Annotated in this window: 26 protein-coding genes; 11 read left to right on the top strand and 15 right to left on the bottom strand. The window is 41.4% G+C overall.

What is annotated here, in order from left to right; genetic code table 11:
- Nucleotides 1-2 precede the first annotated feature (2 nt).
- From P2G54_RS04650 to P2G54_RS04630, 5 genes are all read right to left on the bottom strand, one after another.
- Nucleotides 3-1259, bottom strand: a complete 1257-nt coding sequence (locus tag P2G54_RS04650; protein WP_275868717.1) for a peptidoglycan DD-metalloendopeptidase family protein — start codon at nucleotides 1257-1259, stop codon at nucleotides 3-5.
- Nucleotides 1256-1996 (bottom strand): DUF4292 domain-containing protein, encoded by a 741-nt coding sequence (locus tag P2G54_RS04645; RefSeq protein ID WP_275868715.1) that lies wholly within the window; start codon nucleotides 1994-1996, stop codon nucleotides 1256-1258. Before P2G54_RS04645 ends, P2G54_RS04650 begins: the two co-directional genes overlap by 4 nt.
- Nucleotides 1989-3737 (bottom strand): tetratricopeptide repeat protein, encoded by a 1749-nt coding sequence (locus P2G54_RS04640; RefSeq protein WP_275868713.1) that lies wholly within the window; start codon nucleotides 3735-3737, stop codon nucleotides 1989-1991. The genes P2G54_RS04645 and P2G54_RS04640 overlap by 8 nt, the downstream gene beginning before the upstream one ends.
- Before the next feature lie 117 nt (nucleotides 3738-3854).
- Nucleotides 3855-5366, bottom strand: a complete 1512-nt coding sequence (locus P2G54_RS04635) for a polysaccharide biosynthesis C-terminal domain-containing protein (RefSeq protein ID WP_275868711.1) — start codon at nucleotides 5364-5366, stop codon at nucleotides 3855-3857.
- Between the two features lie 15 nt (nucleotides 5367-5381).
- A complete protein-coding gene (locus tag P2G54_RS04630) occupies nucleotides 5382-6167 on the bottom strand; it encodes an enoyl-CoA hydratase-related protein (RefSeq protein WP_275868709.1) in 786 nt (261 codons plus the stop codon).
- Nucleotides 6168-6380: 213 nt separating this feature from the next.
- On the opposite strand from P2G54_RS04630, the gene P2G54_RS04625 reads away from it, so the two are divergent.
- The 4 genes from P2G54_RS04625 (at nucleotide 6381) to P2G54_RS04610 (ending at nucleotide 11483) form a co-directional block, all read left to right on the top strand.
- Nucleotides 6381-7835 (top strand): NADP-dependent isocitrate dehydrogenase, encoded by a 1455-nt coding sequence (locus P2G54_RS04625; RefSeq protein WP_275868707.1) that lies wholly within the window; start codon nucleotides 6381-6383, stop codon nucleotides 7833-7835.
- 106 nt (nucleotides 7836-7941) lie between these two features.
- Nucleotides 7942-9231 (top strand): glycosyltransferase family 4 protein, encoded by a 1290-nt coding sequence (locus P2G54_RS04620; protein ID WP_275868704.1) that lies wholly within the window; start codon nucleotides 7942-7944, stop codon nucleotides 9229-9231.
- Nucleotides 9212-10300 (top strand): DegT/DnrJ/EryC1/StrS family aminotransferase, encoded by a 1089-nt coding sequence (locus tag P2G54_RS04615; protein WP_275868702.1) that lies wholly within the window; start codon nucleotides 9212-9214, stop codon nucleotides 10298-10300. The genes P2G54_RS04620 and P2G54_RS04615 overlap by 20 nt, the downstream gene beginning before the upstream one ends.
- Nucleotides 10301-10346: 46 nt before the next feature.
- On the top strand, nucleotides 10347-11483 hold the full coding sequence (locus tag P2G54_RS04610; RefSeq protein WP_275868700.1) for a DUF819 family protein: 1137 nt from the start codon (nucleotides 10347-10349) through the stop codon (nucleotides 11481-11483).
- Between the two features lie 17 nt (nucleotides 11484-11500).
- Here the strand turns inward: P2G54_RS04610 and P2G54_RS04605 are convergent, their stop codons facing one another.
- From P2G54_RS04605 to P2G54_RS04565, 9 genes are all read right to left on the bottom strand, one after another.
- Entirely contained in the window at nucleotides 11501-11965 is a 465-nt protein-coding gene (locus P2G54_RS04605; RefSeq protein ID WP_275868698.1) for an MBOAT family O-acyltransferase, read from the bottom strand.
- A 63-nt stretch (nucleotides 11966-12028) separates the two neighbouring features.
- Nucleotides 12029-13180: an alpha/beta hydrolase-fold protein gene (locus tag P2G54_RS04600; RefSeq protein ID WP_275868696.1), complete on the bottom strand. Its 1152-nt coding sequence runs from the start codon at nucleotides 13178-13180 to the stop codon at nucleotides 12029-12031.
- Nucleotides 13181-13363: 183 nt separating this feature from the next.
- Complete coding sequence (locus P2G54_RS04595) at nucleotides 13364-14296, bottom strand: hypothetical protein (RefSeq protein WP_275868694.1); 933 nt, start codon at nucleotides 14294-14296, stop codon at nucleotides 13364-13366.
- Nucleotides 14297-14307: 11 nt separating this feature from the next.
- Nucleotides 14308-15060 (bottom strand): type 1 glutamine amidotransferase domain-containing protein, encoded by a 753-nt coding sequence (locus tag P2G54_RS04590; protein WP_275868692.1) that lies wholly within the window; start codon nucleotides 15058-15060, stop codon nucleotides 14308-14310.
- A gap of 110 nt (nucleotides 15061-15170) precedes the next feature.
- Nucleotides 15171-16379, bottom strand: a complete 1209-nt coding sequence (locus P2G54_RS04585; protein ID WP_275868691.1) for an alpha/beta hydrolase-fold protein — start codon at nucleotides 16377-16379, stop codon at nucleotides 15171-15173.
- 15 nt (nucleotides 16380-16394) lie between these two features.
- Nucleotides 16395-16772, bottom strand: coding sequence for a 5-carboxymethyl-2-hydroxymuconate Delta-isomerase (locus tag P2G54_RS04580; RefSeq protein ID WP_275868688.1), 378 nt, complete (start codon nucleotides 16770-16772; stop codon nucleotides 16395-16397).
- A gap of 49 nt (nucleotides 16773-16821) precedes the next feature.
- Nucleotides 16822-17952, bottom strand: coding sequence for an alpha/beta hydrolase-fold protein (locus P2G54_RS04575; protein ID WP_275868686.1), 1131 nt, complete (start codon nucleotides 17950-17952; stop codon nucleotides 16822-16824).
- Between the two features lie 79 nt (nucleotides 17953-18031).
- Nucleotides 18032-18325 (bottom strand): Bor family protein, encoded by a 294-nt coding sequence (locus P2G54_RS04570; RefSeq protein WP_275868684.1) that lies wholly within the window; start codon nucleotides 18323-18325, stop codon nucleotides 18032-18034.
- A 33-nt stretch (nucleotides 18326-18358) separates the two neighbouring features.
- On the bottom strand, nucleotides 18359-19051 hold the full coding sequence (locus tag P2G54_RS04565) for a DUF4386 domain-containing protein (protein WP_275868681.1): 693 nt from the start codon (nucleotides 19049-19051) through the stop codon (nucleotides 18359-18361).
- A gap of 174 nt (nucleotides 19052-19225) precedes the next feature.
- On the opposite strand from P2G54_RS04565, the gene P2G54_RS04560 reads away from it, so the two are divergent.
- The 4 genes from P2G54_RS04560 to P2G54_RS04545 all read left to right on the top strand — a co-directional run bounded on the left by P2G54_RS04560 (nucleotide 19226) and on the right by P2G54_RS04545 (nucleotide 22319).
- Nucleotides 19226-19864 carry a hypothetical protein gene (locus tag P2G54_RS04560; RefSeq protein ID WP_275868679.1) on the top strand — a complete coding sequence of 213 codons (639 nt, stop codon included), beginning with the start codon at nucleotides 19226-19228 and terminating at the stop codon, nucleotides 19862-19864.
- 32 nt (nucleotides 19865-19896) lie between these two features.
- Nucleotides 19897-20046 carry a hypothetical protein gene (locus P2G54_RS04555; RefSeq protein ID WP_275868677.1) on the top strand — a complete coding sequence of 50 codons (150 nt, stop codon included), beginning with the start codon at nucleotides 19897-19899 and terminating at the stop codon, nucleotides 20044-20046.
- 102 nt (nucleotides 20047-20148) lie between these two features.
- The gene (locus P2G54_RS04550) at nucleotides 20149-21237 is read left to right on the top strand and encodes a serine hydrolase domain-containing protein (protein WP_275868675.1); all 1089 of its coding nucleotides are present in this window, start codon (nucleotides 20149-20151) and stop codon (nucleotides 21235-21237) included.
- Nucleotides 21238-21359: 122 nt separating this feature from the next.
- Nucleotides 21360-22319, top strand: a complete 960-nt coding sequence (locus P2G54_RS04545) for an NAD(P)-dependent alcohol dehydrogenase (RefSeq protein WP_275868673.1) — start codon at nucleotides 21360-21362, stop codon at nucleotides 22317-22319.
- A gap of 1 nt (nucleotide 22320) precedes the next feature.
- On the opposite strand, the gene P2G54_RS04540 is transcribed toward P2G54_RS04545, so the two are convergent.
- On the bottom strand, nucleotides 22321-22893 hold the full coding sequence (locus P2G54_RS04540; protein ID WP_275868671.1) for a Crp/Fnr family transcriptional regulator: 573 nt from the start codon (nucleotides 22891-22893) through the stop codon (nucleotides 22321-22323).
- A 109-nt stretch (nucleotides 22894-23002) separates the two neighbouring features.
- On the opposite strand from P2G54_RS04540, the gene P2G54_RS04535 reads away from it, so the two are divergent.
- From P2G54_RS04535 to P2G54_RS04525, 3 genes are read left to right on the top strand one after another with little or no spacing between them, the layout of a single operon-like run.
- Complete coding sequence (locus P2G54_RS04535) at nucleotides 23003-23464, top strand: nuclear transport factor 2 family protein (protein ID WP_275868669.1); 462 nt, start codon at nucleotides 23003-23005, stop codon at nucleotides 23462-23464.
- Between the two features lie 19 nt (nucleotides 23465-23483).
- A complete protein-coding gene (locus tag P2G54_RS04530; protein WP_275868667.1) occupies nucleotides 23484-24215 on the top strand; it encodes a GNAT family N-acetyltransferase in 732 nt (243 codons plus the stop codon).
- Nucleotides 24216-24217: 2 nt separating this feature from the next.
- Complete coding sequence (locus P2G54_RS04525) at nucleotides 24218-24847, top strand: NAD(P)H-dependent oxidoreductase (RefSeq protein ID WP_275868664.1); 630 nt, start codon at nucleotides 24218-24220, stop codon at nucleotides 24845-24847.
- Nucleotides 24848-24888 lie beyond the last annotated feature (41 nt).

The raw sequence follows: 24888 nt of genomic DNA, 5'->3' as shown, positions 1-24888 counted from the left end.
TACTATCTGGATAAAATCCAGCCTGATGGATCCATTTTCTGAAGCCCTTTCCAGGTTTGAAAATGAACTTCTGCGATTCCGTCCGGACCAGTGGCCACCTTGCCAATAACGTCTTTTGCTTTGACAGTTTGACCTGCTTTTACAGAGATGGTTTTTAACTTACTATATAAGGTATAATACTCTCCGTGCTTGATGATGACAGTCTCACCGTAGCCTGGCATCGTGGCAATTCTGGTGACAGTGCCGTCAAATACTGCCCTAACATCCGAATTGGTCTGAGTACGGATATTAATCCCGTCGTTCGGTATGGAAATTCCTTTCAAGGTCGGGTGGGGGTTGTCCCCAAATACCTGGGTTACAAATCCCGTTTCTACCGGCCAAGGAAGCTTGCCTCGGTTGCCTGCAAAGGAATTGGAGAGTGCTGCGGCTTCCGGCGTCATTGGCATGCTGCTTCCGGAAGACTTGGTTGCTTTGCTGTTTTCCTTTTTAGCTGCTTCTTCTGCTTTCCGAATTTCCTCTTCAATTACCTGTCGAATCAATTGATTGAGCTGTTCCTGTTGCTTTTTGGCTGCCGAGATCTGTCTTTTGATCTGTCTTTCTTTCAAGGTCAAGGAATTGAGAACTACTTGCTGCTCTTTTCTCATTTTTTCCAGCTTCGCTCTTTCCTCCCGCTCTTCCACTAGGACTTTTTCCTTGTCAGCTTTTCGTTGGTCAAGTTGCTTTCGCTGTTCTTCAAGTTCAAGACCTACCTTTTCAATTTGTTCGGCTTGTTGCTTTCGGCTATCCGTATATTGTTTTAGGTACTTCAATCTCATATACAATTGATTGAAGTTGGATGAACTGAAAACAAAGGCAACAATCGAAAGCCCTCTGTTAAGTTTGGATGCATTGTAAACCATCCGGGCATATTCGGCTTTTAGGTTTTTCAGTTTTTCTTCCAGTGCTTTGATTTTGCTCTCAGTCTGGCTGATTTCCTGATTCAGGAGTTTAACCTCCCGGTCAAGAGTATTTACCAATCGGGTCTGTGTTTGAAATTGTTTTATAATGGAATTAAGTTCCCCAATGGTGTTATTTTTTGTTGCAGTGGTTTGTTTCAGGATGGCGTCAAACTCCTTGAGTTTTGCCTGAACTTCCGCTTTTTCCCGTTCCAATTGTTCACGGGTCTTTCGGGTTTGTGCAAATCCTTCCAAAGAAAAAAGTAGGGTGAGTGCACCAACTAAACTCAAATAGAGGAAATAGACGCTAAATGACCTTTTCAAAATCTAAATGGAAAATTTAAAGGTTCGGACTGTGGATTGATGGATACCCAATCCAAATGGATAATGGTGTTTTGTGACCCATTTGGAAGTTGGTAGGCTAATTTATAGAGGACTTCGGCGGGGAAGGGACGCTTGTTGACTTCCTGATAGCTGGCAAAACTAGCAAGAAGGGATCCTCGGTCGTTTAGGGAATTGCTGACCAATTCAGTGACTTTTGCATAGTTTACATCCACCTTGCTAAAATACCGGACTTGGTTTCGCACTTGGGTTAGTTCAAAAGCCTTGCCTACTCGAACCAGCCTATCCCTGTAATCAAATGGATAGGGTGGGTTAGCCCAAAGCAGATTCTGGAACAAATCCAAGGAAAGAGAGAGCCCATACAGGGTTTCGAATTCCTGAAAACTCATATCTATATCCTCATTCCCCAAGCGATCTTTGATTTTGATCTTTTCCTGCGTGACTAAACCACGAACAGCTTCCATGCCCATTCCAGGTGAAATCGAAAACCAAAGCACACTGTCCTTTTTGGCGCGGATATTCATGGTTCCACGGGTGACCTTACCGGACTCTTCCTCAATCACCACCTTTGCTCTGGCATTGATGAAATCAAAATCAGCATAGACAGGGTTGAAGTCCTCCATTTTGCCTTCTGATTGATAGAAAACTGTTTTTTTTACGCAACCGGCAATGGTTACCATGGCTATCAAAATGAGAAAGATGCCTGAAACTCTACTCATGGTATTTTCCATTTTTAATTTTTAGAGGTAGCTTTTCTGAGGCCTCAGAGCTGCCAGCAGCTTTTTTCCAATAGCTCAATGCTTCTGATTTTTCACCCAAATGGTATAAAATATCCCCGTAATGTTCAAGCATCACCCCACTGGGTTCGGCTTCGTTTTTGATCGCAAGATCCATATACTTCTTAGCGCCCTCGAAATCCCCCATCTGGAAAAGGACCCATGCATGGGTGTCTAAAAAAGTGCCATTGTCTGGAAATTTCCGAACTACTTTTTCAGACATGGTCTTGGCTTTTTCCAAATCCCTTTTCTCCAGTGAAAGGAAATAGGCATAATTATTCAAAACCTGTTCGTCATTTGGGTTCAGCTTTAGGGCTTTTTCAAAGTATTGAAATGCCGAATCTTTCTGGTTGAGATTGTATAGGGAACTGCCTAAAGAACCAAATGCTACCTGATCCAATTGTTGGTTTTTTCCGGCATTCAGTTCAACTGCCTTGCTGAGTGAATTTACAGCCAAACTATCCTTTTTCTGGGCTGATTTGACGATTCCATCATAGAACCAAAATTCTGCATTTTGGGGGAATTCATCCACTCCAAGAATGGTGTAGCGCTCTGCCGAGACAAAGTCCGGATTTTCACCAAAAGAGCCCAAAATCACTTGTTCCAGAATTTTGGCATTTTTTGGGTTCAGGTCAAGGGATTTTTTATACAGATCCAAACCTTCTTTTTGGTCACCGCTTTTGATTTTCCTGTCTCCAAGGGCTTCGAATATAGCAGCATTTTCAGGCTCTGTTTTTCGCAAAAGAACCTCCATAGTATCTAATAGTTCATCTCTCTCAACAGTCTGGAATTCTTCCAGTTGTGCCGAAAAAGCCCTGGCTTTGACTTCCGGGTCAAGATCAGGACTAGCGATGGCCATCAATAAGTAATCAGTAGATTCCTCGATCAGTCCCTTGTCCTTTAGCAGGGAATGAGCAGCCATTTGAAGTTCTGGCTGGTTTGGATATTTTTCAATTTCTTGGGATACCAATTCAAGTGCCTCATCCTTTCGATTGTTGTTGTAATAGATCTCGACCAGATTGAGAACATACTTTGGATTGCCAGGCTTTGCTTCTATAAGTCTTTTTCCTTCTTCTAATGCACTGTTTAGGTCATTTTTTCGCAAATAGATGCGTTGCTTCTGTACAGTGATTGGTTCCATGACTCCGTAATACTCTTCGGCTCGGTTCAATACCACCAAGGCCTTGTCAAACTCGCCTGAATTCAGGTAAATGGAGGCGAGGTCTAAGTTGTATTGCTGATTGCTGCTTCCGTCTGCTGTCAACCTGTCCAGGATTTCCGCAGCTTTGAGGGGTTGGTTGAGCTTGGTATAAATCTCGGCAACCATCAGCGCATAGTACTTGTTGTTTCCGTCTAGCAATACTGCCTTTTCAGCATATGGAAGCGCTTTCTCCGCTTGGTTGGCGCGGGTAAAAATTTCAGCGATTTTATAATGAATTGCAGCTTCCTCCGGGTTAAGCTCAAGGGCTTTTTCCAAATAGAAAAAAGACTTTTCCAAGTCACCCAAAGCCATCAACTTGGTGCCTTCTATAAAATACCGGCTAGTAAGTGCTTCTTTTTCCTTTGCTTTTCGTTCTTTCCTGCTAAGTTTTTGCTGGGCAAAAACCGGGGAAATTACCATTGCCAAGAGAAGAAGTATTATTGGGAATTTTCTGGAAATCACGGGTAATGAGAGTATCTGCATGGATTCACAAACATAATGCCTTTTATCAAAAGGAGTGAATGAATTGCATTCAAACTCCTTTGAAGGCTTGTTACTCGGTTTAAACCAAAATTCAGCCAAAAATGATCCAAATAGAATTTAGTTAATCTTTTGGTTTTTACTGGTCAACAATTTTTTAATTTCATTTTTCTCAAAAATCCAGATAAGCAGGAAAAATGGGATCAATAGTGCGTTTTTAACGAAGAAATCTAAAATCGTATTGCCGCTTTCCAAAAAGAACCCGAGATAGCTCAACCCGAAAGCCATTACCAAATAGCTGAGTCCTTTTCCAGTTTGATAGGGGATGGGATAATACTTCTGCCCGTAAAAAAAGCAGATAGCACTCATGGTCAAATAGCACAGGAAAGTACTCAAGGCCCCGCCCATATAGCCCCAAATTGGGACAAAGCCAAGAATCACGCCCACACTCACTATTGCCCCTATGAATGTAATCCAAAAGCTATATTGGGTTTTGTCAGTGATTTTGAACCAAATGGAAAGGTTGAAATAAATTCCCAGAAATAAATAACCCATAAGCAGCGTAGGAACGATGTATAAGGCTGACCCGTATCCAGGACTCCTTAAAAATAAAGGGCCTAGCCAGAATAGGTTCACGGAGATGGCAATCATCAAAAGGGAACAGAAAATGATGAATGCATGCATTACACGGGCATATAGAGCAGGTGAGTTTTTGTTTTCGGACTGTTTGAAGAAAAAAGGTTCGGCGGCATATTTAAAAGCCTGGATAACCAAATTCATTAAAATGGCCAATTTGAAATTGGCTCCAAATATCCCTGTAGCTTCTCTGGTACTCAATCCAGGATAGAAATTTTGTGGAAGGACGTATTCAAAAAGAAGTCTGGAAACCAGTTCGTTGGTTACTCCTGCCAGTCCCATGAAAAGAAGGGGGAGGGAATAGCTCCACATGGGTCGAAGAATGTGCCCTTCCAATTTGAATTGGAAAAAACCGGCTTTCCACCATACAAATGGAATGATCAGCCCGTTTGCCAATAAATTGGCTAATAGGATGTATTCTACTCCCCAATCTGATCTGTATCCCAAGAAATCCTCCGGAAGTTGACCTGCCTCCATCATCATGGGGATTCCAATGATAAATAACAGATTGAATGCAACGTTGAAGGTAATGTTGATCAGTTTTGCCGAAGCAAAGAGAATGGCTTTATTGTCCAGTCTCAGTTTTGCAAAAGGAATAGCAAGAACAGCATCAAAACTGAGAATCAATGCTGTCCAGCGGAATAGGTAGGCCTGTCCCGGGTAATTCATCCACTCCGCGAGAAAGGGGGCTAAAAGATATATAGCCGAACCCAAAATCAGGGAGCTGGTGACCAGAAGGGACTGAGTATTGTGATAAACTTTGGTTTGATCCAGGTTTTTACCAGTGGAAAAACGGAAAAAACTGGTTTCCATCCCATAGGTAAATACAATATTGAGAAAGCCGATCAGTGCATAAATACCGGTAAATGCCCCTAAGGATTCTTTGCTGAGGTAGGCAGTATAGACTATGATGAGCAAAAAATTGATGGACCGGCCCAAAATGCTGCTCAGTCCATATATGGCGGTTTGCCCGGCTAGTTTTTTTAGATTGCTCATGCGGTAGAAAGGAGTTTACTCTCCTTTAAAAACCGGTTTTCTTTTCTCCAAAAATGCAGTGGTTCCTTCTTTGTAATCACCGGATTTAACACATCGGGCAAAACTGTTGGCCTCAGTTTGATAGCCGTTTTCCTCAGAAAGATAGACAGCGTTGACACAGTCCACGATCATTCCAATGGCCAGTGGAGCTTTGGACATGATTTTGGCAATAATTTGCTCCGCCATGGCCATAGCCTCCTCTTTAGTTGAAAGTACATGGTTGACCAGTCCCAGGCTTTTTGCCTCCTCTGCACCGATCATGTCTCCGGTCATCATCAGCTCATTGGCTTTTCCTCTTCCCACCAGAATTGTCAGTCGTTGAGTACCTCCATAACCGGGAATGATTCCCAAGTTGACCTCGGGTTGACCAAATTTTGCATTGGCCGTGGCAATTCGCATATGGCATGCCATTGCTAATTCGCATCCACCGCCCAGAGTGTAGCCATTTGTGACGGCGATGACAGGTTTATGGCAATTTTCGATCATGGAAAAAATCTCCTGCCCATTCTCGGCAAATTTACGGGCATTCACTTCGTTGAGTTCTGCGATTTCGCTGATATCGGCTCCAGCGACGAAGGCTTTTTCTCCTGCTCCGGTGATGATCACAGCCTTGATGGATTTGTTGTCGATCACCACATCGAAGATTTCTCGGAGCTCTTCTAGGGTAGCAAAGTTCAGGGCATTCATTTTATCCTCCCGGTTGACGGTCAAATAAAGAACTCCATCTTTTTCTTGGGCAAGAATATTTCGAAAATCTTCCATAATAGTAAGCTTCAGTCGCGAACAAATATACAAGCAGGGTATTCAATCCCAAATCTCTACATTAGAAAAATCCAAATACCGTTGGTGTATTTAATTTTCCAAAGAAAATTTTATAGAGGTGATAAGATGAATTTCAGGAGTTTGAAAGCCCTCTTATGGCAAATTTCTTTACTTTTGCGGAAGGAAATTTTAAAACTAAATCCACTATTTAATATGTCTTCCAAAAGAAAAATTACGGTTGCCTACGGGGACGGAATCGGGCCCGAAATCATGCAAGCCACACTCAATATTCTAGAGGCTGCTGGAGCACAACTGGAATATGACGTGATTGAAATCGGAGAGCAGGTTTATCTCAAAGGAATTTCTTCCGGCATGGATCCCAAAGCCTTTGATTCGCTCCGTGAAACCAAGGTCTTTTTGAAGTCACCAATCACTACTCCTCAAGGGGGAGGATTTAAGTCGCTGAATGTGACCACCCGAAAATCTTTTGGTCTCTACGCAAACGTAAGGCCTTGTAAGGCTTACTCTCCTTTTATCAAAACTCATTTCCCAAAAACCGATTTGGTAATTATCCGGGAAAACGAAGAGGACCTCTATGCAGGTATTGAGCACCGTCAAACTCAGGAAGTGTATCAGACACTCAAATTGATATCCCAACCTGGTTCTGAAAAAATCATCCGTTACGCATTCGAATACGCGAAAAAATACGGAAGAAAAAAGGTGACTTGTATGACCAAGGACAACATCATGAAGTTGGCCGATGGACTATTTCACAAAACATTTGATGAAATCGCCAAAGAATATCCGGATATACAAACCGACCACAAGATTATCGATATCGGTACTGCTTTGATTGCCGAGCGTCCTGAGATTTTTGATGTGATCGTCACCCTCAATCTTTATGGTGATATCATTTCTGATGTTGCGGCTCAGGTAACTGGATCAGTAGGCCTTGGAGGTTCAGCAAACGTTGGGGAAGAAGTCGCGATGTTCGAAGCCATTCACGGTTCTGCTCCTGATATTGCAGGAATGGATATAGCCAATCCTTCCGGTTTGTTGAACGGTGCAATCATGATGTTGGTGCATATCGGACAGCCGGAAGTAGCCGAAAAAATCGCCAATGCATGGATGAAGACTTTGGAAGATGGAATCCACACGGGGGATATTTATCAGGAAGGACTTTCTTCCAAGAAGGTGGGGACTCAGGAGTTTGCTCAGGCTGTGATCGAACGCTTGGGACAAAAGCCAGAAAAAATGACCTCCGCATCGTTCGAAAAGGAGGATACACAACCGATGAATATTAAACTTTCTCCAAAGGCAAAAGCAAAGAAAGAACTGACAGGGGTGGACGTATTTATTGATTGGGATGAGGAAGGAAGAGATCCTAATGTGATCGGAGAAAGACTCCGTCAGGCAAATGCCAATGGACTTCAACTTTACTTGATCACTAACCGAGGTGTAAAAGTGTTTCCGGAAGGATTAAAGGAAACTTTTTGCACAGACCATTGGAGATGCAGATTCAAGACAGCTGATGGAGGAGTGATCACTCACGGACAGATTTTGGATTTGCTCAAGCAGATTGAAAATCTGGGCTTTGATTTTATCAAAACTGAGCATTTGTACACCTTTGACGGAGTGAGGGGATATTCCCTGGCTCAGGGCGAGTAATTCAAAAAGTTTCCTTTTGGAACAGTTAAAAGGGAGAAAGGATACTTTCTCCCTTTCTTTTTGGGTGGATTCCATTAATTTCATCCTTTGTTTTTTTCGATTCCTAATGACAAAACGTGTTCTCATCATCACCTATTATTGGCCACCCAGTGGAGGCTCCGGGGTGCAGCGTTGGCTAAAATTCGCCAAGTACCTGCCGGAGGCTGGTTGGGAACCGGTGATTTTTACAACCGAGAATCCGGATTTTGATCTGAAGGATGAGACCTTGGCGCGAGAAGTTCCTCCAAGTCTTGAAGTGTTGAAATTCCCCATTTGGGAGCCCTATCAGCTTTTTGCAAAGCTGAAGGGAAAAACAGGAGGCCATCCTTCGAGAATGCTTGAACAAAAGAAAAAGGGATTGCTTGAAAAAACGGCCATTTGGCTTAGGGCCAATTTTTTGGTGCCTGACCCGAGGGTGTTTTGGGTAAAACCCTCTGTGGATTTTCTCGTCGATTTGATGGGGAAAGAGCAGTTTCAGGCTGTCATTACCACCGGTCCTCCTCATTCTTTGCATTTGATTGGAAGGGGGCTGAAGCGCAAAACTGGAGTACTTTGGCTTGCAGATTTTCGGGATCCTTGGTCCCAATGGGAGTTTTTGGATGCGCTTCCTATGCAGGACTGGGTAAGAAAGAAGCACCGAAAACTGGAACAATCGGTATTGAAAGAGGCTGATGAGGTCGTCACGATTTCCCCAACTTTTCGGAATGATTTAGAAGCCATTGCCAATCGAAAAGTAAGGTTGCTGACCAATGGTTTTGATCCAGCTGATCTTCCAAGGGATTTTCAGAGAAAAGAAAAAATTCCGGGCAGATTGAATTTGGTGTATACTGGAATTATCGATTCTATTCGCAATCCTATTCCTCTTCTGGAAGCGTTGAAAGAGGAGTTTTCAGCGGAAGACGTGCAAGTCCAAATGACCTTTGTAGGAAAAGTCAGCGAACAGGTCAGGGGCTTTGTTCAGGCTGATTCTTGGCTTGCTTCTAGAATTCACTTTCCGGGATATGTTTCCCATCAAGAGGTTTTTGGCTTTTATGCAGAAGCTGATGCCCTTGTTTTGATTCTGACGGATACCAAAAATGCCAAGGGAAATATTCCCGGTAAATTGTTTGAATATTTAGCAACAAAAATACCAGTCTTGGCTTTGGGGGACCCTGAGGGGGATTCGGCGTTGATTCTTAAAAATGCCGGGGCTGGAGTTGTCTTGCCTCATTCCGATCTTGCTGGAATCCGAAGGAGACTCAGAGAATTATTTGAATCGACTTCTTTACAAATAGATTCCCCTGATTTGGAGAAGTATTCCAGACGCACATTGAGTTTCCAACTAGCCAAAATTCTGGATGAACATTCCGTTTCTTGATCTGAGCAAACTAGACCAAAAGCTGAAAGAGAAATTGAAACTTCGGTTTGCTGCTCTTTTGGAGGAAGGAGTCTTTTCCGGGGGAAAGGAAGTACAACTGTTGGAAGGGACTTTTAAATCTACTTTGAATAGCCAATTTGCCATAGCCTGCGCCAATGGGACAGATGCTTTGGAACTTGCATTCCGGGCTTTGGGAATCGGTCCCGGGGATGAGGTAATTGTTCCTGCTCTGACTTGGGTAAGTACCGCAGAAGCGGTGGTTATGGTTGGTGCAAAACCGGTTTTTTGGGATACGGATGAAGAAGGTCTCCTTCGTTCTGATTGGGTTCAGGCCGTCAATGCAACTACCAAAGCGGTAGTGCCAGTTCACCTTTATGGACAAATGGCGGATATGAAAACCTTGGGAGAAAAAGCTAGGGAACTCGGGATTTTTGTAATCGAAGACGCTGCCCAGGCATTTGGAGCTAAGCAAAATGGAAAACCAGCTGGCACTTTTTCAGAGGTGGGATGCCTGAGTTTTTATCCCACAAAAAATCTGGGAGCTTTGGGAGAGGCGGGGATGTGCTTGAGTCAAAACAAAGAAATAGCAGAGAAGATACGATTGCTGGGAAATCACGGCCAGCCAATTCGGGACGAACATGTCCTGATAGGTAGGAATAGCCGAATCGATACTGTTCAGGCTGCATTTTTAAATGTGATGTTGGAGGACTTCCAAGTCCACCAAGGAAAGCGCAAAAAATTAGCTCAGATCTATCTGGAGGGTCTTGCTGAAATTTCCGAACTGAAATTGCCCGAAAAAATCCTTTCTGATAATCACAATGCTCATTTATTTGTTATTCAGACCCAATTCAGAGACAGTTTGAAAGAATTTTTGGCGAGTGAAGGAATAGGGACCGCTATACATTATCCTCAGATATTGCCAGATATGGATGTGTTTTTTCAAAATGGTGATTTTGGAACTTCCAGAAAAATTACCCGAGAGGCTTTGTCCTTGCCGCTCAATCCCTGGCTTTCGGAAGAAGACGTTTGGTTTATAGTGAATAGAATCAGGGCGTTTTTTAGACCTTGAGTAAAAAGCTGGGTTGGACTTCTCCTCATTTTATTTATTTTCAAAAATGACTTTTACCCAAGACCCACTCTTTGTTGCCGGCATCCTGAGTATTTCTGTGTTTTTTTCAACCTGGCTCACCAAGTTTTCCTGGGGCAAAACTATAGGAACACCCATCTTGGTTATTCTGATCTGTGCGGTTCTTTCCAATGTGGGAATTATTCCCAGTGCCATGCAGGGAAATCCTGTTTATGACGGGGTATTTCTTTACCTGGCTCCTTTGGGAATTTTTATAGCCTTATTGGAAGTGGATCTGAAAAGTTTAAAAAAAGCAGGTCTGCCCATTTTATTGATGTTTGGAATCGGCACATTGGGGACTTTGGTTGGAGTTATGGTGTCCTGGTATTTGGTCAACCCTGAAGTGGAAATAGGGGATATGGCTGCTGCGGTAGCAGGGATGTATACTGGAACTTATATCGGTGGGAGCATCAATTTCAATGCGGTTGCCTTGGGCTATGGAGTAAATGAAAACGGAACACTCTACGCTGCTACCACTGTGGTAGATAATTTGATCGGGACTCCCTGGGTGATCGCAACTTTGATTCTGCCCAAATACCTTCAAAAATTATTTCCCAGAAAAAAGCTAAAATCTGCAGAGCAGGGAGAGCATGCGTTACCAAAAGAGCAGGTTTCTATTGCTTCTTTAGCAATACTTTTGGCTTATGCTTTTTTTGCAATGGTGATTAGCAAGATCGTAGCGGAATATTTTCCTCAGATTCCTGAAATCATTACCCTGACTACTATTGCTTTGATTATGGCTCAATTGCCCTCTGTTCAGAAACTTAAAGGCAAACATACTTTAGGCTTTTTCTTTATTCTGATTTTCCTTGCTGTCATCGGTACCCTTTGCGATATAAGTGCACTTTCTGAAACGGGAGAACTGGCAGTAACCTTGATCCTTTTCGTTGGCCTTCTGGTTTTCATCCATGGGTTGGTGATTTTCGGATTGGGTTCTTTTTTCAAGATGGATTGGGATGTGGTAGCTGTGGCTTCACAAGCAAATGTAGGAGGGAATACCACGGCAATTGCTGCGGCAGAAAGCTTAAATCGACCTGATCTGCTGATTCCTGGAGTACTTGTAGGGAGTTTGGGAAATGCGCTTGGAACCTACTTGGGATTTGCAGTAGCTGCAATGCTCGGGTAATACTTGTCCTCCTTATTTTAAAGGAATTGGGAGAGTAAAATTTCGAATCCCAAGAATTTTTTCAGAGAAAAAGCAATAGCAAGGCAGAATAGAATGATGGTCAGATTGATCAAGGCCCGAATGACAAAAGGTTTCTTGCTGAAATTGAACTTCAAAAGTTGAGTTAAAAGAACTCCCGTTGCCATCCATAGAAACCATATTGAAAATAGGAAAGAAGTCCTGCCTGTAAAAATCAAGGCCGCCAGATCATGGATCAATCCACTTACCAAAAAAGTCGTCAGAAATGCCATTGAATCCGGTAAGATGGTCTTAATGGGTTTGAATATTTTATAACCCAAGAAATATCCGAAAATGGGATTCCAATAATTCCAAAACTCGGCAAAATTTTTAGCTCCAAGGGAACGCAGGAGCATATTCCTCAGGGAATTGGATTCTCCCAAAGGCACTCCGTTTCTTTTGAGCACATATTCGGCCATCGTCATCTTTCTTCTTTTTTTAAAAGCTAGCTATTGGCCAGATTTTTTCTTTTTGGCTTGTTGAAAATACTAATTTGCCTCTTTTTCTTTTCCGAGTTGCAGAAATGCATTGGCTATTCGGCTCAATAAACGCTCAGATTCCGGATTTTTTTCCAAAAGCTTTTTATAAATGGGGATGGTTTCCTCATAGTGGGCGTTTTTTTCATAGAACTCGGCAATCATTCCTGCTCCATAAGCCCAATTACTATTTACCAACTCATCGATAAATTTTTCAGATTCAAGCCCTTCCAATAACATTTCGAAATGAGGAAAATCTTCTGCCCGGATTGCACTCCGAATTATGGTGAATCTGGACCAAAGGCTGAGTTCCGGAGCAAAACCATAGCGTCTAGCTCTTTCAATGGCATGGGCTTTTGCATAATTCAAACCTCCCTTTTCCAAAAACTTGTAAAGGTTGTCTTCCTGAAGTTCGGGATAGAAGCGAAAATAATGTCTCAATCCATGATAAAGTGTAGCATAGCCAGTTGATCGATGTTCCTCATTTTCAAGTCTTAATCCAATTGGATCTAATCCATTTATTTTTTTGGCTGAAAGCAGGGAATCCAGTTGGTCTACTGCATGATTGATTTCGTATTCATCAGTACTTACCGCATATACCAATACCTTTTTTAAACTATCAAACTTTTCAAGATCCTGGATTTTATCTAGAATGGGGTATGGGCTTGCTAGTAAATAGGCATCAAATAGATCGGGCTGGGTCAATAGACTATGAAAAGTAAAACCGGCCCCATATTCCCAACCAAAGAGAATCCGTTCACTTTTGTTGACACGGAATTTTTCCTCTACATAGGGGATTACCTCTTCTTTGAGAAATGCCAGGAATTTTTCCTTCCCCTCTCCAAAATGGTTAAATCGACTGGGATATTGGTTGGTGATTCCCACGACAATGAAGCCCGGAGTCAGTTCATATTGTCGGAAAGATTGCTGAAGACTAACTCCATGAAGGAAAAACCGCTGTCCATCCAGCAGGTAAAGAACCGGGAAATTGCTTTGTGAATCCTCATAGCCCTCCGGGATGAAAATCTGGATATTTCTTTTTTCCTCCAGTATATTGGAGTCTATCCAATGATTTTTTCCAACCACATGGTCCTCAGTCTGTGCAGCCAAATGACTCCAAGTCAGGAATAGGGACAAAAAGCTTATGGAAAAGAATTTATTCATGGGTTAATTGCTTTGATAATTGGTCAAGTGCATGAGAAATTGCAGGGATCTACAACAAACCTTTAGGTTTTACAGTAACCGTTGTTTCATATTTATACTTTCGTTATATCACTTAAAACAGCTGTTACATATATACCTTGTTGGCTATAGTTACACTTTTTTAACCTTAATTTTTATTACAAATCATTGTTGAGGTCTTAACTGGTCAATGATTTTAGCATCAACCCAATAATTTTTTGATTCCGAATATGTACTTCCATCTTCCCTTACTTTTTCTTCTGACCTTGAAAAAAGTAAATATTTTCCGTCAGGTGTTAATCGGGCGCCATTTTCTATTAGTTCTGTATTTATCTTATCTCCCATATTAATAGCTGGACCATATGAACCATCGGGCTGTTGAAAACTGATGTAATTGTCCGACTTGCCATATCCCTCTTCTCGCTCACTACCCCATATTATGAAGGATTCATCAGGAGCTATAAAGGGGTGAGCGGTCCATTTGCCTGTGTTAATATGTTTACCGAGTAATTTTGGTTCTTCACGCTTTCCGTCTACAACCCTTGAGATGCGGAGTACATCATTACTTTTGTAATCGTCAAAAATCATGGTCCCTTTAGTAGATACTGACATGACCATAATGCCCCAATCTTCCCTGTCAAACATTGGACCCAGGCTTTTTAGCTTTGACCAACCGGAATCTGTACGTTCTATGTAGTTCCATCTAGAGTATAAGATGTTACTATCGCCAGGATTATGTTTGAAGCTATACTTATTGACCCTGTAATAACTTCCTTCATTTCGATATACAACCACAGCCGGCTGAAAGGGGTCGTTCCCTGAATATGTGAAGTAAAATTCCTGCATATCCAAAGAGTCTTTGTTCCCTAATTTCCAATCTTCAGAAGCACTCCTTTTAGGAATAAAAATTTCAGGGGTTAGTCCGGGTGGCTTATACCCAAAGTAGAGGTTTTCCTCTGTTGAAGAATCATTCTTTTTTGTTTCTGATTTCTCAATTTTACAAGCACTTAAGAATGCTAAAAACACAAGTGCTGAGAGTTTAATAATAAGATTTTTGAATGTTTTGTTTGTTTTAATTACTGCCGATAGACCTAACACATCTTGTTACTTTAGTTTTCAATTTGATTTATCATTTCTTTGGCAACTATGGCAGAGGAAGGAAGAAACATGGTGGTCACGATCCTCTCGTCAATCACTACATCGTGCTTATCGGCCAAATCACTTTTGGTTTGAAACACCGCACCATTGTCTCTTAATTGATCCTCGAGCATTATTGGTAATAAGGTGCCATTTTTAGCCCAATCTTTAGTGATTTCGGTAGAATTTGGGAAGCCAGTTACTTTTTTATCTTTAACCATATAATCGCCATTGCTAAGTTTGACATTTGCAAAAGCACCAGGACCATGGCCACAGCCTCCTACGATTCCACCATTTTCATAGATTTTGGCGATTAGGGACATGATTTTTTCATCATAGGCCACATCGAACAAAGGCCCATATCCACCGCCAATAAATACTGCTTGATATTCTTCAAAATCTACCTCATCAGGGGTTAAGGAATTTTCAACCCTTTCAAGGAAGTTCTCATACTTTATCGTATAACTGCTGATTCCCATGGGGTCCATGGAAAAAGGGACTTCTACGCCGGTAGGTGATAGAAAATCCACTTCATAACCATGCGAGACAAAAATGTGGTAAGGCGGCGCTACTTCCCAGAGGTTATTTCCAGCAAAATGCTTTTCGGGGTCTCCCATGTCTTCGGTATTGGAAACGATGATCAATATTCTTCCCCGCTCTTTTTTAGGAGAGTTGCAGGAAATCAAAAGCAGTATGGCCAAGAGTAGGCTTGTACCTTTTTTCATTTTTTGGATGGATTTATCGTGAGAAAATATGTTAATAGAAGAATACTTAGGTCTGAGTGGTTGATAGGTACAACTTCCAAATGGAGACGAAAATCAGAGTATCAAGCGCACTATTTTGACTGTTTCAGCTGTTCTATTTTTTGAACAAAATCATCTTCCATTCCTAGTTTATAGCGTTTGGAAACCTCTATTCCCTTCCTGTAGGTATCTATTGCAAGCTCAATCTGACCAGTCTTCTCATAGGTCTGTGCCAATAATGTCAACATTCCAATGTATTTGGGATAAGCTTGGGTCGCTCTTTTTAAGATAGTTATTGCTCCTTTTTCATTTTTTTTGTCAATCTCTTCAAAAGCCAGATTTACATACTCATTGGCACCTCGCCTGACGTTGCCTCCATATTTCAGCATTAGTTGTTCCTCACCTTGGAGAAATTCTTCCTCCGAAAAATTGGACTTCAAACTATCCGAAAGTTTTATGTCAGAGAACAAGAATTTCAACCCATGATAATTGAGCAACAGGCGAGAAGCCATGTGATCTTCATCGCCCACTTCTTCATGAAGCCAGCGAAACTCTTCCGGTTGGTTCTTTTTGATCTCATCCACATACCTGATCAACTCCTGTTTCATACCCCATCCATCTCCACCACCTATACCCAAGTAGACGGTCTTATTTAGGGATTGATTTTCTGCGAAAAAAGTAGATGCTTTTTGGGTCATCTGCTCCTCATTCCACCACAGTGCCGGAGCTTCTATGATGAAGGCATCAAATAATTCTGGGCTTTCCATCAAGGTGTAAACACCAAATAAACCTCCAAAAGAATGTCCTTCAAGGACTCGATAAGGGTACGTGCGGTAGTTCTTCTCCACGAAAGTGAACACTTCTTCGCTGATGAATTGTAAGAATCTTTTGGCCCCACCACTTTGTGGGATTCCCTTATTTCCGGTTCCTCCGTAAACGTTTTGCCCTGCATTCGAAGGAGTTAAATCTCTCGCTCGGTCTAAACTTTGAATTCCAACAATGATCATTGGAGGGATGAGACCTGATTCGGATAAAATTTCTATCGTACCCACAGTATGCTTGATATTTTCCAGACCATCCAAAACATAAATCACCGGATAACCTGCTTCGCTATTTTCATAGTCATTGGGCAACGAAACAATAATTGGACGTTCCTCTTGTAAAATCTCTGACTGTATTAAATGCTGTTGTCCCAAGCCCAATAGTTGATTGTCGGGAGTCATTTCTATGTTTCTTGCTAACTGGGCATTTACACTAAGTTGGCTGAATGTGAATGCCAGGATAACTAATATCGTTCTCATTTTATCTCGATTCGTTTATGCCTTATAATTAGTTTCTAGGGGAGATCCAGATATCATTGATTTATTGAAATAGCCTTGCTTTTCAAAATCTCTGATATTAATGGATAGGATTGTAAGCTCCGGGAAAAGCCGGTTTAGTTCGGTTACTACTCTTTCCGAAAGTGCATTTTTCTGATCAGCCGTTCGGCCTTCCATAATATTTCCAAAGACATGGATAAACTCAGATGGAGTAAATGTTCCGAATGAATAGGCAAAAGGACTAATTCTGACTTTTATATCTTCCGGTTGAAATAGGCCTGATGAGCTTACTGCTTCATAAACCGTTTTCATAATTTTTTCCGGGGGCTGCTTTTCTAAAAGCACCTTTGAACAGTCAATAATAAAGTGGGGCATAATATTTTATGGATAAAGTGAGAGATGGTTGTTCTGATATGATTTTTTTTCATTCTGATGATTTCAATTTTTCTAAAATTGAATCAGGGATTTTGAGATCAGGATATTGATCATTTAGAAACTCCAAGAGATATTCTACCTTTTCAGTTTGATCATTTTTATAGTAAAAGGAAAGTATTTGAAAAACCGCATAATTCCTCTGATCCTCAATCAGGTCAGAGATCAGTGATTCAAGATTTAGCCTTTTTATAAATTCTTGGAAATGACCAAATTCACTTGCTCTGATGGCACTTCGGATAATGCTGTATTTGGACCAAATTGAGAGTTCAGCAGGAAAGCCATACCGTTTTGATCTCTCCATTGTATAGTTTTCAGCATAATCCAAACCTCCCTTTTCCAGAAACTTGTAAAGGTTGTCTTCCTGAAGTTCGGGATAGAAGCGAAAATAATGTCTCAATCCATGATAAAGTGTAGGGCAGCCAGTTGATCGATGTTCCTCATTTTCAAGTCTTAATCCAATTGGATCTAATCCACTTATTTTTTTGGCTGAAAGCAGGGAATCCAGTTGGTCTACCGCATGATTGATTTCGTGTTCATCCGGACTTACCGCATATACCAAAACCTTTTTTAAACTATCAAACTGGCCAAGATCCTGGGTTTTATCTAGAATGGGGTATGGGCTTGCTAGTAAATAGGCATCAAATAGATCGGGTTGGGTCAATAAACTATGAAAAGTAAAACCGGCTCCATATTCCCAACCAAAGAGAATCCGTTCACTTTTGTTGACACGGAATTTTTCCTCTATATAAGGGATTACCTCTTCTTTGAGAAATGCCAGGAATTTTTCCTTCCCATCTCCAAAATGGTTAAATCGACTGGGATATTGGTTGGTGATTCCCACGACAATGAAGCCCGGAGTCAGTTCATATTGTCGGAAAGATTGCTGAAGACTAACTCCATGAAGGAAAAACCGCTGTCCATCCAGCAGGTAAAGAACCGGGAAATTGCTTTGTGAATCCTCATAGCCTTCCGGAAAGAAAATCTGGATATTTCTTTTTTCCTCCAGTATGTTGGAGTCTATCCAATGATTTGTTCCAACCACATTGTCCTCAGTTTGTGCAGCCAAATGGCTCCAAGTCAGGAATAGGGCCAATAAGCTTAAGGAAAAGGATTTGTTCATGGGTTAATTCCATTGATAATTGATAGGGTATCCACAGGTAACCTGCGGACCCCCTTTCTTTTTTGATTATGCCTGATTTTTACTTCCTTACAATGGTAGTCGTAGGAGCATAGATTCCGAAAGTCAACACGTGGATCAATCCATCCACAAAGGTGTGCTTGGTGGTGACTTCGTAATCTTTGGCACCCCGGGCCATTTTCTCAGGATCGGATACTTTTAAAGGAGCCAATCCCTCAATCAGGTAATGGTTTTTCTCTTTGTACTCGATCCCGGTTTGCGAGCCTTCTCCCACTGTGACTGTGTACGAATGGCAGGAACTCAAAAGGAGGGTAGTGGCTAGAACCACAGCGAACGTTGAAACGATTTTTCTCATTTTGTTTGTGTTTAAGTAAATAGAATAGTTGGTTTAGTATTTCTTTATTCCTTTAATTATCAGATAGATGCATAGGGATAATTCTGTGATGACAGCAATCGCCATAACCAGGATTTCACTTTTTGGGGAATACTCCGGAAAGAGGATGTTGGTGAAGGAATCAATCAAATAGGAAAATCCTGCAATCAGTACCATGGCTCCAAGAAGGCGGGAAAACCAGCCGGATTGGTACATCATATAGCCCAAAAGAATACAGCTCATTCCAAATGGAATCCCGCTGAGTAAATAGCCCATACGATGGGATTCAATCAGATAGCCTATTTGTTGAGCTATCCATTGCGCATCTTTGGTCTCGGGGAAAAACTGAAATAGAGCAGGAATCTGTAGCAGGTGGATCAGATTGATCCCAATAATCCCCGCCTGAACCAATCGGAAGAAGGCAGCTAGATAAGAAAGTCTTGGAAAGTTTTGCTGAAACAGAATCAAGAAGAACCAAGCCAATCCTATATCTGCTAAAAACATCACCATGTCTGAAGCCACGCCTAGTTTAAGTAGACTTTGGTTTCCTTGGATGTTTTCCATGGTCTGAAAGAGATTTTCAGGTAGGAATAAAGCTCCTCGTACGCCCAGTTCACTGAAAAGTCCGCCGACAATTACTATTAAATAAAGTATGCCAGTTAGCCCTAAATGGAGGTTTCTGTCATTTGGATGAAGTTCCTTTTTCATTTTGTCTAAATTTTCTACAAACCTAGGGTGCTGAAAAAGGCTGTACATTGATCTAGGTTAAGAATGAAAAATTGGTGGTTTCCGTAAAAAAATGAATTCTTAACCTAAGTCAATGTCAAAGGGAAATAGGTGCCTTAATTTTGAACCAAGAAAAAATCAAGTCCGCATAAGCCTTTGAAAAAGCTAGTCTTCATTTTCATCTTTTATTTAAGTGCAATAGGAAATTCTTTGGCACGGTTTAGTCCTGACTTGAAGCTAAGTATGGTAATGCTTTCCAACTTCAATTCCTCTAACCTAGGCCAAAAGTTTAAGGGGGGTTCTGAAATAATTTTGGAAAAAGCTGTAACCTCCAATCACCTATCCGCATCTGAAAAGGTAGGGACACAAATTCCTGATCCAAATGAGTTAATGCTTTTGGAGGGGAATTACTGGGATACCTACGATAAGCATATGATTCAAATTCTAATGATGGAGCAGGGCCTTATTGGTACGATAGGAACTTCCGAACGCCCACTTCAGTATTGGGGAAATGGAGAAAATTCCTTTTCAACATCCGATTTGGTGGGTTTGGAAGGGGAGTATTACAGTGAGGAGCTTCAGACTTCTTATTGGGTTTCAGTAAAAGGAGATGGCTTAGTGGCCTATCATCCACGCCATGGGGAAATTCCTTTGGAAAGAATTGCCGCAAATGCGTTTCGGGGAGCATGGCCTGTGCTTTCCGTTGAAATTGTCCCTGATTCAGAGGCTAAGGCGACGGAAGTAAACCTTTCAAATGGATGGGTAAAAAGCCTTAGGCTTTCCCGTCTGGATTAATTTCCTAACTAACTAATAAACAAAATTTTGAAATGAAATTATTCATTCTGGGAATCCTATTGCCTTTTCTGAACGGGGTAAAAATGGATAAAAGTACTGATAACCTGCTGGTTAACTATGTGAATGTGAAAGCCATGGATTCCTTGTTGAAGGAAGTTCTGGAAATCAATGCTTCCCAATAAGCTCAAAGCCATTCCCTAGACAAAAATCTCAGGCTTTAAATCAATTCAAAAACTATCTCCAAAGGAATTGACAATACTGTATTATTAATCATAACGATAAAAATGAAAACTCAAAAACAAACTAGAAACGCATTCACCTTCTGTATGCTTATAGCATTGTTGCTTTTAAGCCAACTAAGTCTCAAAGCCCAAACTCTCGAAACTAAAATTGACAGTCTATTGACGAAGATGTTTGAAACGGAGGGGCCTGGGGCAGTTTTTATGGTAGCCAAAGATGGCAAGCCTATCTATAGAAAAGCCTTTGGAATGGCAAATCTGGAGTTAGAGGTGCCAATGGTTCCCGAAAATATTTTTCAGATCGGTTCCATGACCAAGCAGTTCACTGCGGTTGGAATTTTGATGTTGGAAGAAGATGGGAAACTCGATATCGAAGATGATGTTAGAAAGTACATTCCCGATTTTCCTGTTCAGGGAGATCAATTAACCATTCAGCAATTAATGAATCATACCTCTGGGATCAAGGATTTCACCAGAATGAAAAGCATTATGTCGATTGCCCGGAATGACCTTAGTCCAAAAGAAATAGTTGATTTTTTCAAGGATGAGCCAGTGGATTTTCTTCCGGGAGAAAAATTTGAATACAACAATTCAGGGTATGTGGTTTTAGGATATGTGATTGAGTTGGTTTCCGGAATGAGCTATGAGGATTTTGTGGAGCAGCGAATTTTTCAAAAATTGGGAATGAATGACTCGCGCTATGCCTCCGATCGTGAATTGGTAAAAAACAGAGCCTATGGCTATCATGACCGGGGTGGTTATACCAATAAAATGTGGGTGAGTTTGAATATTCCCTTTGCATCAGGTTCATTGATGTCCACAGTGGATGATTTACTGATTTGGCAAAATGCCTTGAATTCGGAGAAACTTCTGAAGCAGGAAACCATACGAAAGGCCTTCACTCCCGGGACTTTGTCCAATGGAGAAACCTTGACCTATGGCTATGGTTGGCATATCAAGGAGTTAGGAGGAATGCCGATTAGAGAGCATGGGGGAAGTGTTTTTGGCTTTAAATCCATGGGAGTTTACCTTCCGGAGCAGGATATTTATGTGGTTGGATTGAGTAACTGCGATTGCAATTCACCTACTGTAATTACCCGAGAAATAGCCAAATTGGCTATAGAAAGTCTATAAAAATTCATCTTTTAAATTTTTTGTAAAGGCCTTTTTTCTAATTAATCCACTTCTTAACCCAGATCAATTTTTGGGGAAGAAGTGGATTTTACTTTTGAAGCGTAAATCAAAAACATTTGAAAATGAAAGCATTTACCTTCAAAAGATATGGGGCTTCGGATGTGTTGAATCCCGATGCGCTGGAAAAGCCAAAACCAAAAGCAAATCAGATTTTGGTGAAAATTCGTGCTACTTCTGTGACTGCCGGAGACTGGAGAATCCGGAGTGCAACTCCCTTTCCTATTCGGTTTCACGCCGGATTGCTGAAGCCAAAAAACACCTTGCTTGGGCATGAGTTTGCCGGAGTTGTAGAGGAGGTAGGTACGGATGTCTCAGAATTCCAGGTAGGGGATAGAATTTTTGGCAGTTTGGGGATGAATTCAGGGACCTATGCCGAATACGTGGTGGTAGATTCTGAATTGCCTTTGGCAAAAATCCCTGAGGGATTGAGCTTTGAGGAAGCTGCGGTCGTTCCAGTAGGTTTTCTTTCTGCCTATTATTTCCTCCAAAAAGTAAATCTGCAGCCGGGAATGAACGTGCTGATCCATGGAGTTTCCGGATCTGTCGGCTCAGCCATGCTCCAATTGGCAAAAGTGAAGCAATCGTATGTAGTAGGGGTTTGCAGTTCAAGAAATGCGAGTTGGGTAAAAAAATTGGGAGCAGATCAGGTGATTAGCTATGAGCAGGAAGACTTCACTCAAATTCCTGAAAAATTTGATTTGATCATCAATGCGGTGGGAAAAACCTCCTATCGGGAAGTCAAACATTTGCTCAAGAGTACAGGAAAATACCTGTCCAATGACGCCTCTCTTTCAGATTACCTGGATTTGTTTACCCAAACCCTGAGTGGTAAAAAGGAGCAGATTTTGTTGGGGATTGCCGATCAGAAAAAGACTGATTTGAAAGTAATTCAATCCCTGCTTGCTGAAAAAAAAATCAGCCCATACTTGGATAGAGTTTACTCTTTCGAGGAAATTCCTGCCGCGCATGCCTATGTGGAAAAAGGGAGAAAAGCTGGGAATGTGGCCATTAAGGTAGCTTAGATCAGGCTTTGGTCGCCAATCGTTTTCGAATCCTGCTAAGAGACTCTGGTTTTACTCCTAGGTAAGAAGCAAGAATATACTGGGGAACCCGGTTGAGGAGTTCAGGTTGCTTTTTCTGTAGTTCCAAGTAACGTTTCTCTGGGGATTTGATCATGTAGTCGGCGAGCATTTGCTGGTTTTTCCCAAATTCCTGCTCAATCGAAACTCTGCATACTGATTCGAAAACTGGCACCCGCTTGATTAATTCCTGCTCATTATCATAGCTGAGAATGGTCAAGGTCGTGTCCTCCACACATTCAAAATAGTGGTTAGCGGGAGTTTTATTCAGATAGCTGGAAAGGGAAGCAATCGGCTGGCCTTCCTCAAAAAAGTGGATGGTTCTTTCTTCTCCGTCAATCAGGTAATAGAGACGTACAAGACCTTTGAGGTTGAAATAGGATTCCCTCGCAACCTGCCCCTCTTCTAAAAGGATTGTTCCTTTTTTGAAGGTTTTGATTGGGATCAATTCGTCAATGATTTGGGCTTCTTCCTCTGTGAGGGGGATTTCAAATAGGGATGAACTACGCGTGACCATCGTCGAAAATAAGGATTTTCTAAAAATCTGGCTGTGTAAATCTTGGATAAAATAGTACGGGGTTCGATCTGAACCTTTTTAAATCACATGAAAAACAAAAGTACTTGAAATGAAAATTGCCATTACCATTGCTTATTTGCTGTTTTTGGGGTTTTTGGGAATTCAAAATGAAAGAAACCCTGATGCTGATAAAAAAATCAAACAGGAGGAACTGCTCCATCAATATTATCAACTCAATCTGAAGATTTTCAGTAAAGATTCTGATATAAAGGATGTTGAAAAGCTCTTTCAAATGTTTTCAGAAGACTTCACGTATGTTCATGAGGAGTATGGAGGAGTGTATACAAGAGAAGATTTGTATAATGGATATAGCCGGAATATAGAAAAGGGGGACTACGATGGTAGCATTTATGATATCCGTGTGTTTTCGGTCATATCCGGAAAAGATGCATTGGCAGTCAGCAAGAGATATGTGTCCCAAACCAACCCAAATCCTCAACAGGAAGATGGTGAAATGGCTGTATTTGAGTTCAAGGACGGCAAGATTTTCAGAATCACTGAATATTGGTAAAAGCTGCGTAAAAACTGACATGGATTTTAAACAATTGAATATTGATAATCTGACTGGATTATGGAAACTAGGTGGTGAAATCGGAGGTGAATTTGTCTCCACCGACACGTATGATTTCAGTATGGTGGAAAATTCCCATTGGCCTAACAAGCTATGGCTAAAAGGGGGACTGTCCCAGCAGAACTGGAAAGTCATTCATCCACTCCTGTTCCGTAACTCACTGACCCTTCCCATTTGGGAAATTCATACTGAAGAGGAGGAAAATCGGCTTCTAAGCCTTGGTTTGGAAAAGAAAATGGAAATCATCGGCATGTCAGCCCCTTTAGCAGAATTGCCGCCCCATACTGCCCAACTTAGATTAACTCAAGTGGAAAACCCACAGAATGCAAGTCTTTGGTCGGGCTTGTTTGAAGAGGCGTTTGGTTACGTGATCAGTCCTGAGTCAGTTTTTCTATTGAGAAATCATGCGGATTGGCTGATTGCATGGGAAGGGGAGAATCCCGTAGGGACAGCCTTGATCTACAAGGGGCAAGGACTTGAGACGGCAGGGATATATTCCCTTGGAATCATTCCTGCACATAGAAGAAAAGGTTATGCAGAGGATATTTTCCTACAGGTTTTGGATCAGGCCAAGAGCCAAGGGTCCAAATATGCAATTCTCCAAGCTTCAGAAATGGGTAAGGGACTTTACCTGAAAACCGGCTTTGAGGAGGATTTTACGATCAAAATTTTCACAGTAAAAAGACCTTAATCATGAATTTAATCCATCATCTCAATTGGCGCTATGCCACTAAATTATTTGACCCCAATAAAAAAATCAGCGAAGAGAATCTCGAACTCCTAAAGGAAGCTGTTCGCTTGTCCGTTTCATCCTATGGGCTTCAGCTTTATAAAATCCTCATTATCGAGGATCAATCCATCCGGCAAAAATTAAGAGAACATTCTTATGATCAACCCCAAATCACGGACTCTTCACAGCTCTTTGTTTTTTGTAATTACAATTCAAACTTCTGCTCAGGAGTGGAGGAGTACATTGATTTGGTGATCGAAACGAATCATGCTGACTCAGAGAATCTGAAGAATTATGGTAAATCTATCAAGGAGGATATCCGCAAAATGAGCTCCTCAGAAAGAAACTCCTGGTCTGAAAAACAATGCTACGTGGCCATGAATAATTTGCTGATGGCATGTGCGGAACTAAGGATAGATTCTTGTCCTATGGAGGGATTTGATTCCACGGCATACAATGAAATCCTGGGTCTCAGAAATCAAGGACTAAATGCTGCAATTATTGTCCCGGTAGGTTACCGATCAGTTCAAGACAAAAGTCAGTTTAGAAAAAAAGTAAGGAAGGAAAATAGGCAACTGTTTGAACTGATTTAAAAGAGAGTGTATTAAAACATCTGTTTAGTTGTATGATTCTA

Origin of the sequence: Algoriphagus sp. CAU 1675, from assembly GCF_029222925.1 — a bacterium.
Classification (GTDB): Bacteria; Bacteroidota; Bacteroidia; order Cytophagales; family Cyclobacteriaceae; genus Algoriphagus.
This window is presented reverse-complemented; position numbering and strand designations above follow the sequence as displayed.

Bases quoted from the DNA above. Each gene is read 5' to 3' on its own strand.
- P2G54_RS04645 (WP_275868715.1), bottom strand. From the start codon at position 1,996: ATGAGTAGAGTTTCAGGCATCTTTCTCATTTTGATAGCCATGGTAACC.
- P2G54_RS04640 (WP_275868713.1), bottom strand. From the start codon at position 3,737: ATGCAGATACTCTCATTACCCGTGATTTCCAGAAAATTCCCAATAATA.
- P2G54_RS04635 (WP_275868711.1), bottom strand. From the start codon at position 5,366: ATGAGCAATCTAAAAAAACTAGCCGGGCAAACCGCCATATATGGACTG.
- P2G54_RS04630 (WP_275868709.1), bottom strand. From the start codon at position 6,167: ATGGAAGATTTTCGAAATATTCTTGCCCAAGAAAAAGATGGAGTTCTT.
- P2G54_RS04625 (WP_275868707.1), top strand. From the start codon at position 6,381: ATGTCTTCCAAAAGAAAAATTACGGTTGCCTACGGGGACGGAATCGGG.
- P2G54_RS04620 (WP_275868704.1), top strand. From the start codon at position 7,942: ATGACAAAACGTGTTCTCATCATCACCTATTATTGGCCACCCAGTGGA.
- P2G54_RS04615 (WP_275868702.1), top strand. From the start codon at position 9,212: ATGAACATTCCGTTTCTTGATCTGAGCAAACTAGACCAAAAGCTGAAA.
- P2G54_RS04610 (WP_275868700.1), top strand. From the start codon at position 10,347: ATGACTTTTACCCAAGACCCACTCTTTGTTGCCGGCATCCTGAGTATT.
- P2G54_RS04605 (WP_275868698.1), bottom strand. From the start codon at position 11,965: ATGACGATGGCCGAATATGTGCTCAAAAGAAACGGAGTGCCTTTGGGA.
- P2G54_RS04600 (WP_275868696.1), bottom strand. From the start codon at position 13,180: ATGAATAAATTCTTTTCCATAAGCTTTTTGTCCCTATTCCTGACTTGG.
- P2G54_RS04590 (WP_275868692.1), bottom strand. From the start codon at position 15,060: ATGAAAAAAGGTACAAGCCTACTCTTGGCCATACTGCTTTTGATTTCC.
- P2G54_RS04585 (WP_275868691.1), bottom strand. From the start codon at position 16,379: ATGAGAACGATATTAGTTATCCTGGCATTCACATTCAGCCAACTTAGT.
- P2G54_RS04580 (WP_275868688.1), bottom strand. From the start codon at position 16,772: ATGCCCCACTTTATTATTGACTGTTCAAAGGTGCTTTTAGAAAAGCAG.
- P2G54_RS04575 (WP_275868686.1), bottom strand. From the start codon at position 17,952: ATGAACAAATCCTTTTCCTTAAGCTTATTGGCCCTATTCCTGACTTGG.
- P2G54_RS04570 (WP_275868684.1), bottom strand. From the start codon at position 18,325: ATGAGAAAAATCGTTTCAACGTTCGCTGTGGTTCTAGCCACTACCCTC.
- P2G54_RS04565 (WP_275868681.1), bottom strand. From the start codon at position 19,051: ATGAAAAAGGAACTTCATCCAAATGACAGAAACCTCCATTTAGGGCTA.
- P2G54_RS04555 (WP_275868677.1), top strand. From the start codon at position 19,897: ATGAAATTATTCATTCTGGGAATCCTATTGCCTTTTCTGAACGGGGTA.
- P2G54_RS04550 (WP_275868675.1), top strand. From the start codon at position 20,149: ATGAAAACTCAAAAACAAACTAGAAACGCATTCACCTTCTGTATGCTT.
- P2G54_RS04545 (WP_275868673.1), top strand. From the start codon at position 21,360: ATGAAAGCATTTACCTTCAAAAGATATGGGGCTTCGGATGTGTTGAAT.
- P2G54_RS04540 (WP_275868671.1), bottom strand. From the start codon at position 22,893: ATGGTCACGCGTAGTTCATCCCTATTTGAAATCCCCCTCACAGAGGAA.
- P2G54_RS04535 (WP_275868669.1), top strand. From the start codon at position 23,003: ATGAAAATTGCCATTACCATTGCTTATTTGCTGTTTTTGGGGTTTTTG.
- P2G54_RS04530 (WP_275868667.1), top strand. From the start codon at position 23,484: ATGGATTTTAAACAATTGAATATTGATAATCTGACTGGATTATGGAAA.
- P2G54_RS04525 (WP_275868664.1), top strand. From the start codon at position 24,218: ATGAATTTAATCCATCATCTCAATTGGCGCTATGCCACTAAATTATTT.